Genomic DNA, 14,251 nt, shown 5'->3' with positions numbered 1-14,251 from the left:
TGCTGGGGTGTGGCTTTGCTGTTGGCGTTACCCACGACCGGGATGGGTGCCGATCTGCCGGATAAAGTGCGTTTGGCGTTCAATCGCGTGCCGGTGCTCGAAGGGCTTGCCGACAATGGCTCCCTGGCCCATATCGCGTGTATTTTTACGGCCCTCGACTTGTCCTATGAGACCCAGGCGATTCCCTGGCGGCGTGCCCGGCAGGAGGTCATCAAGGGCTCCCTCGACGGCTACTTCACCGCGCTGCCCCAGCGCAACATTGATCGCTATGCTCAGCTTAGTCGTCCCCTTGTGCTCGAAAACTGGTACTGGTTCTGGCATGCCGACCGACCCAAGCCGGACTCTTGGCGCGCTGAAAGTGTACGTTTGGGAGCGATTCTGGGCAGTCATCAGGCCGATCTGTTGGGCGAGGAAGGCTACACGCTGGAAGTTGAGGTCGCAGGCCTGCCGCAGCTCATCAGATTGCTCGCCAGCGATCGCATTGACGCGCTGGTCGCCGACAAAGAGCACTTCGAGGAACTGGTCACGCAGTTGGCCATGGCGCCGGGCTGGTACCGTTACGACTTCTTTCGCTATGTGCCGCTCGGTGTTTACTTCGGCAATCACTTCTTGACCGACCACCCGGGTTTTCTGGATAGTTTCAACCACGCCATCCATGGCTGTGCGCCCGAGGGGTTCCAGCTTTCGCCCTATGAGAGCGCTCGGGTCAAAGAGCAGGTATTGCCGCTCCTTTATGAGTGGCGCTACCTGCCCCAGCTGCAGCATGCCGTGCGGGCCCAGAATCGTCGACATCAAGGTATCACCACGGCGGAAATTGTTGCCTGGGATAACCGGTGGATCGACGAATTCCAGCGCGGCACGCGAGAGTTTTCGGCTGCGTTGCTCACCAACCCACTGTCGCAAACCCTGCGCGGCCTCCAATACGCCAGTGACGGCCTGATTACGGAAATCATCGTGATGGACGAGCACGGGCTGAACGTCGGGGTGAGCAAGATGACCTCGGACTACTGGCAGGGCAACGAGGAAAAATACCAGCTCACCTTTGGGTATTCACCGGAAACCGTTTTTGTTGACGATGTACGTTACGATGAATCAACTCAACGTTTTCAGGTGCAGGTCAATATTCCGCTCTACGACCCGGACGAGCAAACGCCCATCGGCGCAATCACCGTGGGGGTGGACATCGAGGAGGCACTCATAAACGGTCGGCAGTAGGCATATCCTCACTCTTTGATCTGGATCTAATCCCAAGTAGGTACAGTGCTCATAGCGGGAAGTGCTCGGCCGGGGAATCGCGGTTATTCAGTCCTACTACTAGCCGGTCACCTGTCAACCTTTCTTACAAACGTGTGCCTCCACCCGTTTTTTCTAAAGAAAAACCTCATAAGAATCAAGTCACTCGCACGACTGGCCTGAAGTATGCACAGCGTGTCCTTGATTATCCCGACGCAAGAGCGCGGAGGGTAGTAAGGGGCTAGTGTTATGTATATTGATCTCGGGGCCGCCGAAAATTTTGAGCGTGCAGAGAGCGGCGCTCGCTTCGTGGTGTTGGGGGGGCGAGACCTGTCAGGATTGACGGACCGTGAGCGGGACTTTATCTTTCACCGTGGCGAACGGGATGGTTCGCGCCTCTGGGGTACCCTCGGGCCGTGGAAGAGCGCCCAGAACCCGTTGCGGGGGACGCTGATCTGCTCGGATTTCGGTGAGACTCGGTCGAGCGTTGAGCATGCCGGTACCGCCACAATCAAGGAGATTGAGCGTGTGCGCGAGGCGCGCGCAGATCACCTCAATAAAAATACGGGACACGCGGTTATTGAGCGCTACATCAGCCTGGAGGCCGCCGCGCCGGTTGACGCCCGGCACCGGTTTACTCTCGACGATATGCCGAGTGCTCGTTTGACGGTTTTTGTTCGGTCCGATGAGGGCGCGCTGGTGTACTACCAGCGAATGGCGTTCGACGGCGGCCCGCGACCGTTGGTCGATCCGGATGATACTGATGTCGAGTATCTTCTGCCTGAGCAAACCGATAACAACCACGAGTGCAGCAACCGGGACCGCTTGACCTATCGAGTGCCTCTGTACGCGTCGGCCGAGTTTGAAGCCTCCGGTGGCGATGGTGACGTCTGGCTCGAATCATCCGCCGGGAGTGCTTACAAAATTGTGATCAAAGTGCTGGTGTTCAAACGCCAGAATTCAACGAGCATAGACATCCTTCGGCGAGTGGCAGCAAAGCTCGCGCTCAAACGGCATAATATTCTCAAGTATGATCCTCTGGGGTTGTGTTTTGAGGAGTCGGGGGCAGAGAACATTGCCTTGAATAAAAATACCCTGTTGTTGCTGCACGGTACCTTTTCGTCAACCCAGGGTACGTTTGGAAACCTGTTTGAGCGCTCTGAAAGTAATGGCGAGACCTTTCTCTCTCGACTGGTTAGCCGGGATCACTTCGATCAAATACTGGCTTTTGATCACGACACGATCTTCCTGTCGCCGTATGAGAATATCGCTCGACTGGATAGCTTAATGAACGGAAGGCGCGTGCAGCAACCTATCCGCGCGGTCGGCTTTTCGCGTGGCGCCCTGGTACTGAAGCAGCTGGCGATACACTGCCACAGCTTCCAGTTGGAACATGGTGTGACTGTATCGGGTGCAAATCATGTGGGCTATTTCAGTACCTTACGCAATGTTCGCTGGTTCCTGAGCGCAATGCGCCAACTGCTGCCTGCGAGTGCGTCGCTGACGATGATCAGTAGCATTGCGCAGCACTCAAGCCAGGTACTGAACCAGCTGGATGGCCTCAGGGCGATGGATAGTGGCAGCGATATCAGTCGAAGCATCATTACACATCCGAATGTACCGGCGAGCATTATCCCCATCGCTGGCCACGACAATGGTGGTGGAACCTCGGGGATAACCCGCATTGGGCAGCGAGTGCTCAATGCCGCAATCGGTGCGGCGCTTGGCACCCTCCGCCACGATTGGGTGGTGGCGGTGCGCGAGCAATGTCGGGTCGATCCGTTGACGATGGCGCCCAATCAGCAGGTCATCACCGCCGACGGCCGCCATACCCGCTTGATCGGGGAGAAGCTCGCCAACGAAGAGCTGCGCCGGGCGCTGCTGTGGCCCAATCATTGAGGGGTCTGTTCGAGGGAGTACTCTTCGGTATCAATCGGTTCGTAGAAATCGCCAAACAGATCGTGAATGACAATGCGCCGCTGCCCTGGTGTCTCAACCAGTGGGGTCTCCTGCCACGGAATGATATACATGAGCATCGGGGATTCCCGATGGCTTTGGATACGGGTCGTCTCCAGCTCGACTTCGATGCGCGTCGTGGTTTGTGCGTAAGCGGCGCCGTGTATGTTCGCCGCCAGGAGTGACAAAAGGATCAGCTTTCTCATGGTCGGGCTTGCTCCAGGGTTTGCAGCCAACGGCGTGTGCGTTCGTCGTCCTCGGGCAACAGGTCTAGGTAAGCCTGATAGTGGGTGATGGCTGAGGCAATATCCTGGTAGTAAGTGTCGTATACCAAGGCCAGGTTGTAATGGGCTTCTGCCAGCTTGGCGTCCCGCGCAAGGGCTTCGCGGAAATAGTTTTGGGCCTTTTCTGGGTCATCTTCGGTCAGGGCGAGCGTACCTTGGAGGTTTTTTATCATGGCGCTGTCGGGCGCCAGCGCTTTCGCTCGAATGAGCATTGCGCGCGCCTGTTCGGCTGCCCCCTGCTGTAGGTAGAGTGAGGTCAGATTGAGCCAAATGCCCGCGTGTTCAGGCTGCTCCTCACTCAAGCGGTGCAGTGTCTCCGTGGCTTGTTGTGCGTGGCCATGCATGGCTTGGTTGAGCGCTGACAGGTAACGGTGCTGCTGGGTATCGCTGAGTGTACCCGTCTTTACGTCAGTCTGTTTGGCGTTGCCGCTCGGCGCTGTCTGGGTACAACCGATGCCGGTGAGCAAGAGTGCCATGGCCGCCAGTCGTATGAATAAGTGACCATTTGCGCGGTACATGTTAATCACGGCGTCTGCTCTCCTCGGTCGTTGTCTTGTGTACCGCTTTGCGTCAAATACAAACCGGTACGCGGCGGACGTGCATAGCGGGCGGGAAATAGCACTTCCAAGCGCTTTCTGCTTTCGGTCATCCAGGGGTTAAAACCTTCCTTGCGTGCGCGCTGGAGGTTGCGCTCGTAAAATTCTATGGCGCGATCCTCAAAGGGAAAAGCGCGATCCTCCAGAAGAATGTCGTACTGAATCCGCTCGTCCGCCGTCAGTTCCGGCGGTCGGTCCGAAGCGAGCATGTCTCTCGCGAGGGTTTCGTAGATATCGCCGATGCGATGGGTTGCCTCGGACGACAGCTCGGCGAAGCCGTAGGCTGCGCTGGTGGCAAAGTGGCGGATGGCGCTCTGCATGTGTTCGGTCTTGCGTGCCAGGCTCTCCTCCAGCGGCAGCCGCAAGGGTGTTTCCCGGAAGCGTTCAAGCGCGTGTTGACCGAGGCTGAGCGACGCTTGGGCTGCGAGCAGCGACGTGCGCGTGGTTTTCTGGGTGTCCGACTGGTTGCGGTCGGCCTGAACCAGACGACGCTCCCAAAACTGTCGATTGTCGGTTTGACCGGTTTCCCGATAAAGGTCGGCGAGCCGATGCATTGCCTCGACATTCTGGGGGTAGGGCTCCGGATAGCGGTGAGCATAACGCCGATAGGCATCGATTGCCTGCGCAGTGTCCTTCTGTTTCTGGTGAAGCTCAGCCGCTTTCCACAGGGCGGCGCGTTGGGCCTGTTCGTCCTGCTCGCTCAGGGCCAGTTGTTCGTATTGGCGAGCGGCTTGTGCTGTTTGCCCGGTGGCGAGATAGGCTTGAGTCAGCTGGCGCTCGACGTCATTGCGATGTCCATGGTCGGGGTAGTCTGCCTGAAAGCGCTGCATTAACGCGATCGCGTCCAGCCAGCGGGCTTGCTCGACACTCAGTGCAATGGCGTTGTACAACCCTCCGGCGGCGTAGTCACTTGCGGGTGCCTGAGAGTGTATACGCTGGTAGTCGGCAATGGCTTGATCCCATTCACCGTCCGCTTCGGCGGCCTGGGCCTGTCGATAAACACTGTAGGCCCACAGGTCGTCAGCCTGCGCTCGTTGCGCCGGACTGAGATTAGGGTGGCGGGCCAGCTGGTGGGCGGCATTCTCCGCGTCGCTCCATTGGCTTTGGTGGATGTGACTTTGTACCAGTAGCTGTTGCGCGTCAAAGCGCATCCGTCCCTGGAGATCGGGTAGTGCTTGCTCAATGAACGCGATTGCACTCGGGTAATGTTGATGCTCATAGGCGGTGCTGGCGGCGTTGGTCAGCAGCGCGGTAGTGCGCTCGTCCGTGGGGTAGAGCTGAACAAAAACCCGGGTATAGATCAGGTAGCGGTCGAGCCATCGGTCACTCTCGTCGGTGATCAACTCACTGAGTAAGGCGATCGCCGCGTAGGCGGCCTCGGGGTTAATGATCAGCGAGCCATCGAATCCGGCACGCGCATACTGTTCGAAAGCGGCCAGGGTGTCGTCGGTCTGGGCGAGCAAGTCGGCGTAGGCAAGTGCGACTCCATCTTGAAGGGCGTAGCCATCAAAGTGTCTGAGGTAACGTTGATACCATTGTTGCGCCGCTTTCAGGTCGGCGGGGGCGGAGTCCCTTTGGTAACGGGCGTGGTAGTGACGTGCCGCTTCGTGAATAAGCGCTCGGGTATCTCGTTGAGCGCTTTTCGCGCGCACTCCCCGAGCGCGAGCAGGCTGCTGGGCGAAGGCGGTGTAGAGGTCTTCGGTGGCTGCAAGTGCGCGCTGGTGGAAGCGCCCGGCGCGCCACAGTGCTGCTTGTTGGGCGTGGGCCCGTACCGCCGCCCAGCCCTCGGGCGCTGCCTGCAAAAAGTGTTGCCACAGTTGAACCGCATCGCTGATACGGCTTTGCCGTTCCAGCAGGTCGCTGGCGGCGAAATAGGCGGGGAAGCTATCCGCCAGCCCGGCGTTGCGTAACTGTCTGGGAACCTGATCGGGCGTAGGGTGATTGACCATGCTTAGCGCCAGCGACCGGAAATATTCGTTGTAGAGTGCGCGCTCATCCGGGGCCACGTCTGCCGGGTCGGCGAAGCCCTGGTGCTGGATGACGGCGACGAAATCCTCGATGGCCAGATTCATGGCACCCTGGCGGTAGCGCGCCCACCCGCGTTTGAATTGGGCGCGCTCCTGAAACTGGGCGTCCGGGTTGTGGTTAATGGCGGCGGTATAGCCCATCTCGGCGGCCATGAAGTTGCCTTCCGCGAAGGCGGCTTCAGCTAAACGAAAATGGGCTTCAGCGTAGTGCTCAGAGTTGGGGTGGCGGTCGACCAATTGCCGTAGCGCGTGTTGTGACGGCGCATGCCGGCCCAGCTCATCATAGCTCTTTGCCAGCTGGTACAGTTTGCGATCATTGCCTCGGGCGTTCGGGTAGTCGGTCAGCGCCGTTTCCAGCAGTGTGACGGTGCGCCGCAGAGTGTCCTGATACCGCTGATCGTCGCGGTAGTTGTCCTGAGCACTCAGGGCGTAGCTCTCGGCCAGCTCCAGATCGGCGAGGCGAGCGAGTGCCAGATTGCGTGCACGATCGTCGTCGGCGGCGGTTTCCATATAGCGATAGTAGGCTTGACGCGCGCTATCGGCAGGCGCTGAGGTCAGTGCTCGGGCATTCTGCTCCAGGGGCCGATCGAGATCGGCCAGGGTACGCGGTTCATCCGACAGCGTACCGCAACCGCCGAGACTCAGCCCGGCCACGGTGCAAGAAAACGTGAGGCGGCGGATCGAGCTAGTGGTCATAGGTGGTGGCGAGTCCGTATTGGCTTTGGCTGAGGTAAGACTGGAGTTGCGTCTGTTCCCGGTGCAGTTGCTGTTGATAGTGCGCGCGCAGCGCTCGGCGGTAATCGTGGGCCAACTCGGACAGCGACCGTTGCAGACGCGTGTCGGCGCCGTCACTGAGCCGCTGTCGGATATCCGTCAGCACCTGATACTGACGCTCGAGTAAATGCTGAGTCTCTGGTGCCGGCAGCTCGGGTGTCCAGCCCGCGTGCGCGAGCGCGGTGAGCTTTCGCTCCAGATCATTGAGGCGCGCCTCGTAGCGCAGCGTCGCCTCGTTGTAACTCAACTGGGCGAAAGCTAGCTGCTCGTCTCGTTCGTAGGTATATGCGAGCAAAAAAGGGCCATCGGTCAGGTGTTCGTCGGCGGCTAACTGGCGTGTGAACGCATTGAGGGCACTGGCAAAATCCTGTTGATGCAGAGCCGCCAAACCGATGCCACGCCAGGCTTCGCCGAGATAACGGCTATCCAGGGTGATTGCGCCAAAGCTTTGCCGGGCGTTGCGGTAAAAACCGCGCTGCAGTTGCGAGAGTCCCAGCAACATGCGCGCGCGGTTGTAAAACTCCGAGCTGACGTCGTGATGTCCCTGGGCGTCCAGCAACTGGTTGAGCACGTCGTGAGCGTCGCTCCACCAGTCTTGTCGCAGGTAGGCGATAGCAAGATTCAGGCGGGCGTGCGCGTAGTGGGGTGCACCCGAATCAAAGCCCTCATACACGGCGATGGCATCACGGTGTCGTCCCTGTGCCTGGAGTGCGCGGCCATGGTTCAGACTGAGATAACGGCGTTCTTGCTCGGTCAGGGCGTAGCTGCGGGTCAGGGTGGCGCGCTGTTGGTCGAGTTGTTGCCAATGTTGATGGTTGACCGCGTGCTGGAAGAGCGCAAACTGGAGCTGGGCGCGCAACCGAGGCTGGTTGCCGATGGTGGGTTCGGCAATCAGTGCCTCGAGCGGGCCGGTCAACCCGTGGTACAGGAGGTTTGCGATCAAATCGTCAGCATGTGCCTGCAGGAGCGCGATAGGTGTATCAGGGAGCTGTTGCACAAGGCAGGCGAGGCGTCCTCCAGTCACTGATTCCGGTGCCAATTTGACCAGGGCTGAGAACGCCTCGGGACAATCAGTATTCATGCTCGCATAGGCCTCAGGCAGCAACGCCTGAAAGCGTGTGTCGAGTGCGTGCAGCTCATCGGCAGCGACGGGAGAACACCACAGCAGCGCCGCCAACGTCAAGGCTTGACGGTGCTGACTGAACCACTGTGTTGCTGAGGCTATCATCGGCTAGGCACTGAGTTCGTAATGGAACTCGCCCTCGGCGTTGATGCCCACGTGCACCCGCTTCAAGCTGTCGCGCTCAGACATGCGTGCCAGGCATTCGGAGGCGAGCTGAGGTAACAGCGTACGGGTCAGAATGTTCTCGATGTTGCGCGCGCCTGTGTCCACTTCCTGGCTGCGGGCCACGATGTGCAATTTCACATCGTCATCGTAGGTAAATTCGGCGCCGTAGTTTTCCTGCAGGCGGCGGGTGATCTTGCGCATATTGATATCGCAGATCTTCATCAGGTCACTGTCGCCCAACGGGTAGTAGGGCACAATGGTGGTTCGCCCCAGGAATGCGGGTTTGAAGTGCTTAAGCAGTTGCGGACGGAAGTTGTCCAGTAGCACGTCCGGTGCAATGGTGTCTTCCTGGGCGTGACACATCGCCCGGATATGTTCCTCGCCTGCGTTGGAGGTCATGATGATAACCGTGTTACGAAAATCGATGTCACGGCCTTCCCCATCTTTGATGGTGCCCTTATCGAACAGGTTGTAAAACACATCCTGCACGCCCGGATGGGCCTTTTCCATCTCGTCCAACAAAATGACGCTGTACGGTTTGCGCCGCACCGCTTCGGTCAGCACACCCCCCTCGCCGTAGCCGACGTAGCCAGGCGGCGAACCCAGCAACATCGAGACTTTGTGCTCTTCCTTGAACTCGGACATGTTGATCACGGTCAGGTTGTGCTCACCGCCGTACAGGGTGTCCGCCAGGGCCAGGGCCGTTTCGGTTTTGCCAACCCCGCTGGGGCCCACCATAAAGAACACACCGATGGGCTTGCGCGGATCTGTCAGACCGGCGCGGGCAGTGCGAATGCTCTGCGCGATAGCTTCGAGGGAGTGGTTCTGACCGATGACACGCTCGGACAAGGTATCACCGAGAGAGAGGACTGACTGGATCTCATCCGCGAGCATCTTGCCCAGGGGGATGCCGGTCCAGTTGGAGATCACCTCGGCGATAGCCTGACCATCCACATGGACTTTGATCATGGGGTCGTCGCCTTGGCACGCTTCCAACTGTTGCAGCAGCGCTTGCAGCTCCTCCCGGTCTGCGTCCTGATCGCTGGGCTCAAACTCTTTGAGGCCGTTAATGTCGTTGTGGTGGTCTTCCTCAATTTTGTGTTGAAGGGTGTTGATGGCGTCGACCAATTCGCGTTCGTTTTGCCACTGGGCGTGTTGACGCTCGAGCTGCTCGGCCAGCATTTCTCGACGCGCGCTCAGTTCGTCAATGCGCGCCTGGCAGTTGCCGAGCGTGGCGTTCTCCCGGGTCAGGCTTTTGAGGTTGGCGCTGATCTGATCGATATCGCGTCGGGTATCTTCGATCGGTGCCGGCGTCGCGCTCTGGCTCAGGGCTACGCGTGCACAGGCGGTATCCAGAAGACTGACAGATTTGTCCGGTAACTGGCGCCCCGGCATATAGCGGCTGGAGAGGCGTACGGACTCGACAACGGCTTCGTCCATGATGCGCACGCCGTGATGGGTCTGAAGCATACCGGCAATGGCACGCATCATATCGATGGCCTTTTCTTCGCCCGGCTCTTCAACCTTGACCACCTGGAAGCGACGAGTCAGGGCCGGGTCGCGCTCGAAGTACTTCTTGTACTCGGCCCAGGTGGTTGCGGCGATGGTGCGCAACTCACCCCGCGCCAAGGCCGGTTTTAACAGGTTGGCGGCATCACCCTGGCCCTCTTTGCCGCCGGCGCCAATCATCGTGTGGGCTTCGTCGATAAACAGAATAATGGGCTGAGGCGAGGCCTTGACCTCGGCAATCACTGATTTGAGGCGGTTTTCAAACTCACCTTTGACGCTTGCCCCGGCTTGCAGCAACCCCAGGTCGAGCGTTCGCAGTGCGACATTCTTGAGCGGCTCGGGAACGTCGCCCGCCGCAATCCGCAACGCGAAGCCTTCGACCACGGCGGTTTTGCCCACGCCGGCCTCGCCGGTCAGGATCGGATTGTTCTGGCGCCGCCGAATCAGGATGTCGACGATCTGACGTACCTCTTGGTCGCGCCCCCAGACAGGGTCGATGTTGCCATCCCGGGCGGCCTGGGTCAGGTTGACGGTATATTTGTCCAAACAGGGTGTTGCGCTCGCTTTGACGTTGGCGGCCGACGGCGCCGTGTTGTCGGCATCGCCCGTGAGTGATGCGTGCGATTCCGCTGTACTGCCGACCACCGCGCGCGCGAGTTCGCGCACGGACTCGGGTGGCAGCTTCTCCAGAGCGCGACAGCTTTCAAGGGCGCCGCGGCGCAAGGTGTCGTCCAGCAACAGCGCTGCGAGCAAGTGCGCGCTGGTTACCTGCTGGTGGCCGTACTCAACGGACGCGAGAACCCAGGCGTGCTTGGCGAGCTCGACCACGCCCGGTGCGAGCGCAGGCGGGCGTGAACTGCCGTTTTTCAGCCGGTCCAACTCGCATTGCAAGGCCTTGATCAGATTATCCGGCGAGAGCTCAAACTTGTTCAGAATGGCTTGCAGATCGGTGTCATCCACTTCCAGGAGCTTGATCAGCCAGTGCTCAATTTCCACATTGTAGTGGCTGCGGGACAAACACAGACCGGCAGCGCCTTCGAGGGCGTTTCGGGTTGTGTTGTTCAGTTTGTTAACCAGTGACTTCAGGTCCAGTGTGATCATGAGTGCTCCTTGTTAAGCGGCTTTGTGGCCTTCCGCCGCGCTGTCGGGCGCGGACGATTGGTGGTGTTTACTGGGGGTGGCGATGTGCTCTGGCGATAAGGGCACCCGTTGACTCGCGTGCGGGTCCTCGGTTCGGTAAATGCTCGGCGGCAGGCGTGAATTCCAGCCCAGCTGATAAGGTTGAGCGGTGCCCAGCCGCAGCTGTGTGGGCAACGCGTCGGCACGCACATCGAGCACGAGTTCGAAATCGTTTTCCGGCCCAAGATAAAGTGCGGCCAGCGCCCGCAGCTCGGCAAGGGCCTGACTGTCGGGAGCAAAACGCCGGTACTGCGCCCGATCAAGTGGCCCGAGTTTAATGCCGATTTTATTCTGAGCGAGCCACGATTTCTGACCGAGTAGGGTCGAGCGTCCGAGCTGGTTGTTTCGGCCTTTGGGTACTGTTTTAGAGGGCAGCTGACAGCGCATATCCTGCAGCACCTCACACCAGGTGCCGGAAAACTCTTCAATCTGAACGGGAATTTTAAAACGGCTGCCGATGATCTGCTTGAGGTTGCTGGCGGTTCTGACTTTCTGTGTCAACAGTCCACCGTAGTGAATCAGCGACTCGGCAGGCACGGTAGGGTGATCGCGCAGCAACCGCGGCGAAAGTCCCATCAGTGAGAGCAGAACTTCGGTATGCCTGTCGGCGATGTGTGGGTTATCTTTGCTGTAACGGCGTGCGCGTTCGTATGCCAGAGGCAACTTGTATTTACTGGCCGCTCGCCAGAACAGCGACGCCGCTCGGTGGTTGAACAGGTCCAGGAACTGCATCAACGCCGGGTCTTTGGCTTTCTGACGTGCGAGGACGAGCTCGGTGTAGTGGAACGGTAAGGGCCCCAGCGGTCCGCCCAGGCTCATGACATTGGCTTGGAGTCGCCATTGGCCATTGCGCTCAGTCACGCCGCCGACTTCGGCGTGCGGAAAACCGAGGCTATGGTGGCCATGCAGGCGCACGGGCTCTTTGGTGGGCGGGCGGGTGTCAACTCCGGTGCCTACCCGGTGGTGACGAGGCAGGGTGGCGCCGTCGGGATCCCGTTCACGCCCGGCGTATTCGAGCAGACGCATGCTCTGTAGAAAGCTGAAGTTCTCCGGCCGGCGCTGCAGTTCCCGTAGCAGGTTCATGATTGAACGCCTATGCGCACCGGACACTCTTTATAGAAGCCATCCTGCTGCTTTCGTCTGACCCGTAAGCGGCTAAAGGAGTTGAGCGAGCAGTAGAGTGCGAAAAACTGCTCGAGGACCTGGGTGAACAGACACAGGCTGATACCTGCGAGCAGGCGGTCATCCACAGTTACGGTGACTTCCATTCCCCGGCACAGGGTTGGTCGGCCGGCCACCTGAATGGGCGCGTTAACCGGACGTACCTGAACATTGTCGATAGCTTCAATCAGCGAACGGTGGGCCGAGTTTTGCTGGAAGTCGTAGAGTCTGAGCATTTCCTGCAGGGCCTCGGTGGCACCGTCTCCGGCGATAGAACGTTGATTGAGTTGCAGGTGGGAAATCAGGCGCCAGCGAGCGCCGTTACCCAACGGTGGACGAATGCTCTCAGTGGGCTGGGTCAGACAGCGAATCCGTTTCGTGGGCGGACTGGCATCGACGCATTGCAGAGCCGGTTCGCGCGCGCTAAAAGGTAGCCGCGCAGGCTGATCCCGGTTGCTGCAGGTGGTCTTCACCATCAGGGTCTTATTGATGGCATTGCCGGGCTGGAAGTCAAGGTCAACCAGGCTCAGGTACACGTCGGTACCTTCGTCACGCTCTTGCGGCTTAGCCTTGGCGTGCTCCCGGCGCGCGTACCAGAATACCTGATCTTCATGGTAGGCTCGGTCGTGATTGAGGCCGTAGAAAGCCCGGTAGGTGGCCGTTTTGCCGTAAGGGTCAGCGGCGATGACCTCATCAACCGAGTACACCTCGTAGCCGCTGGGGCGTCGCACATCAGGAATGATCTGGTACTCGTGATGCCGGTGATCGACTTCGATGGGGTCGGTCTGGTGCTCGAATAGATTGACCACCGGGGTGCATCCGAGCACAAAGGTCGTCGCGTCGACATTGTGTTCGAGCTCGACGTCTGCATCGCTCAGATAAATATAGATATCAAGATGTGGAAGCGGGCCTTTCAGGCGCTCAAGGTCAAGCCCCTGGATATCGACGAACATGAACTTTTCAGGGAAGGCAAAGTACTCGGTGAGTAGCCGGTAGCCAATGAAGGCATTGTCCGGGTAGGGCAGTAAACCCTGATCGGCTTCAAAACCCACCGCTTTAACCGCGTCCTTGCCTAGGAAAACGCTTTCGCCGGTGCCATGTCCCGCGCTGATAACGACATTCTCGCAGCGGTTTATCAGCAGCTCGTAGAGTGGATGAATATGTTGAGGCTGGCCCTTGAGGTAGAGGCGCAGGCGCTCTGGCATGACCTGTTGCAAGTCGCTCTCGTCAAAGTGGGCGCTCAGGCGGAGTTTCAATACACTGGCGGCACTGCGCACCGCATCCGACCCGGGTGTCGAAAATGGACGGCCCATCAGTTGGGCCGAAGCGACCTGTGCCGGAACCAGTTCGGTGTCATAGGCTGTGGTGAACCGGCAGGTCTCACCTTTAAACGACTTGGTCTCAAGCAGGGTACCTTTGGCCAGCGTAAAAGTCGCTTCCAGTTGTTCGGGATCCGGTTCAAAGCAGGCAATCGCCATCGAAGGGATGGGGCGCTGATAATGCGGAAACAACGTGTTGAGTAGCGAATCGCTGAGCTCCGGAAAATCGTCGTCAAGCCGGTGTTGGATGCGTGCGTTCAGATAGGCCACACTTTCGACTAACCGGGATACATGCGGATCCTCGATGGTGTCGGTGTTGATGCCCAGGCGGCTCGCAATTTTGGGGTTCTCCTTGGCGAACTCGGCACCCATCTGCCGGATAAACGCGAGCTCTTTTTCATAGTAAGGCAACAGTTCGTCAGCCATGGGAAAACTCCTGCACATTCACTGACCGGGAAACGGGCTCGAGAATGGAATCGAAAATGACGGTTTGGGGCGCCGGGTCGGCCCAGAGCACGGCGTCGATACGAAACCGCAAGGTGCGGTCAGTGGCGTCGCGATTGTCGAGGTGCGCAACTTTGACGCTTTTAAAGCGCGGCTCATAGTCGCGTAGCGTGCGCTCGAGATCCCTGACGAAGCGTTGTTTCTTCTCGGTATCGGCGATGTTTACCGTCGCCAGGTCGGGGAGCCCATAATTGAGCAGCGATTGATCGAGCTGCGGGTAGTCGTCACCCGGCGCGATAACCCGGTAGCGGGCATTCAACAGATTTTCCAGGTCCCGGCGGACACTTTGACGTAGCTCAGTCAGGTGTTGGTGGCGGTCGAGATTGTGATCTCTGTGGGCGTCCGGCTCCAGATCGATCAATCGATCGAGAATTGACGGGCGGAGGTTCTTTTTCTTGCTCGTTGCAATCATGGCGTGTCC

At 59.1% G+C, this 14,251-nt stretch carries 10 protein-coding genes; 2 read left to right on the top strand and 8 right to left on the bottom strand.

Going from position 1 to position 14,251, the window contains the following annotated elements:
- Positions 1-9 precede the first annotated feature (9 nt).
- Both DKW72_RS10960 and DKW72_RS10955 read left to right on the top strand, forming a co-directional pair.
- Positions 10-1,215: a hypothetical protein gene (locus DKW72_RS10960; protein WP_111642415.1), complete on the top strand. Its 1,206-nt coding sequence runs from the start codon at positions 10-12 to the stop codon at positions 1,213-1,215.
- Between the two features lie 267 nt (positions 1,216-1,482).
- Complete coding sequence (locus DKW72_RS10955; protein WP_111642414.1) at positions 1,483-3,132, top strand: DUF7379 domain-containing protein; 1,650 nt, start codon at positions 1,483-1,485, stop codon at positions 3,130-3,132.
- Here DKW72_RS10955 and DKW72_RS10950 read toward each other — a convergent pair.
- Genes DKW72_RS10950 through tssE form a run of 8 tightly spaced genes read right to left on the bottom strand, consistent with a single transcriptional unit; the run spans position 3,126 to position 14,242 of the window.
- Entirely contained in the window at positions 3,126-3,395 is a 270-nt protein-coding gene (locus DKW72_RS10950) for a hypothetical protein (protein WP_111642413.1), read from the bottom strand. The two genes, DKW72_RS10955 and DKW72_RS10950, sit on opposite strands and share 7 nt — an antisense overlap.
- Positions 3,392-3,991: a tetratricopeptide repeat protein gene (locus DKW72_RS10945; RefSeq protein WP_232522396.1), complete on the bottom strand. Its 600-nt coding sequence runs from the start codon at positions 3,989-3,991 to the stop codon at positions 3,392-3,394. Before DKW72_RS10945 ends, DKW72_RS10950 begins: the two co-directional genes overlap by 4 nt.
- A 5-nt stretch (positions 3,992-3,996) precedes the next feature.
- Positions 3,997-6,792 (bottom strand): tetratricopeptide repeat protein, encoded by a 2,796-nt coding sequence (locus DKW72_RS10940; protein ID WP_111642411.1) that lies wholly within the window; start codon positions 6,790-6,792, stop codon positions 3,997-3,999.
- Positions 6,782-8,098, bottom strand: a complete 1,317-nt coding sequence (locus DKW72_RS10935; protein WP_111642410.1) for a tetratricopeptide repeat protein — start codon at positions 8,096-8,098, stop codon at positions 6,782-6,784. Before DKW72_RS10935 ends, DKW72_RS10940 begins: the two co-directional genes overlap by 11 nt.
- A 3-nt stretch (positions 8,099-8,101) precedes the next feature.
- Positions 8,102-10,768 (bottom strand): type VI secretion system ATPase TssH, encoded by a 2,667-nt coding sequence (gene tssH, locus DKW72_RS10930; RefSeq protein ID WP_111642409.1) that lies wholly within the window; start codon positions 10,766-10,768, stop codon positions 8,102-8,104.
- Between the two features lie 12 nt (positions 10,769-10,780).
- Complete coding sequence (gene tssG / locus DKW72_RS10925; protein ID WP_111642408.1) at positions 10,781-11,929, bottom strand: type VI secretion system baseplate subunit TssG; 1,149 nt, start codon at positions 11,927-11,929, stop codon at positions 10,781-10,783.
- Positions 11,926-13,752, bottom strand: coding sequence for a type VI secretion system baseplate subunit TssF (gene tssF / locus DKW72_RS10920; RefSeq protein WP_111642407.1), 1,827 nt, complete (start codon positions 13,750-13,752; stop codon positions 11,926-11,928). Before tssF ends, tssG begins: the two co-directional genes overlap by 4 nt.
- Positions 13,745-14,242 carry a type VI secretion system baseplate subunit TssE gene (tssE, locus tag DKW72_RS10915; protein ID WP_111642406.1) on the bottom strand — a complete coding sequence of 166 codons (498 nt, stop codon included), beginning with the start codon at positions 14,240-14,242 and terminating at the stop codon, positions 13,745-13,747. Before tssE ends, tssF begins: the two co-directional genes overlap by 8 nt.
- Positions 14,243-14,251: the final 9 nt, after the last annotated feature.

It is taken from the genome of Marinimicrobium alkaliphilum (assembly GCF_003259155.1).
Classification (GTDB): domain Bacteria; phylum Pseudomonadota; class Gammaproteobacteria; order Pseudomonadales; family Cellvibrionaceae; genus Marinimicrobium_A; species Marinimicrobium_A alkaliphilum.
This window is presented reverse-complemented; position numbering and strand designations above follow the sequence as displayed.

What these genes read in the sequence shown, in the direction of transcription:
- DKW72_RS10935 (WP_111642410.1), bottom strand. Translation starts at nt 8,098, where the DNA reads ATGATAGCCTCAGCAACACAGTGGTTCAGTCAGCACCGTCAAGCCTTG.
- DKW72_RS10955 (WP_111642414.1), top strand. Translation starts at nt 1,483, where the DNA reads ATGTATATTGATCTCGGGGCCGCCGAAAATTTTGAGCGTGCAGAGAGC.
- DKW72_RS10940 (WP_111642411.1), bottom strand. Translation starts at nt 6,792, where the DNA reads ATGACCACTAGCTCGATCCGCCGCCTCACGTTTTCTTGCACCGTGGCC.
- tssH (WP_111642409.1), bottom strand. Translation starts at nt 10,768, where the DNA reads ATGATCACACTGGACCTGAAGTCACTGGTTAACAAACTGAACAACACA.
- tssG (WP_111642408.1), bottom strand. Translation starts at nt 11,929, where the DNA reads ATGAACCTGCTACGGGAACTGCAGCGCCGGCCGGAGAACTTCAGCTTT.
- tssE (WP_111642406.1), bottom strand. Translation starts at nt 14,242, where the DNA reads ATGATTGCAACGAGCAAGAAAAAGAACCTCCGCCCGTCAATTCTCGAT.
- DKW72_RS10945 (WP_232522396.1), bottom strand. Translation starts at nt 3,991, where the DNA reads ATGTACCGCGCAAATGGTCACTTATTCATACGACTGGCGGCCATGGCA.
- tssF (WP_111642407.1), bottom strand. Translation starts at nt 13,752, where the DNA reads ATGGCTGACGAACTGTTGCCTTACTATGAAAAAGAGCTCGCGTTTATC.
- DKW72_RS10950 (WP_111642413.1), bottom strand. Translation starts at nt 3,395, where the DNA reads ATGAGAAAGCTGATCCTTTTGTCACTCCTGGCGGCGAACATACACGGC.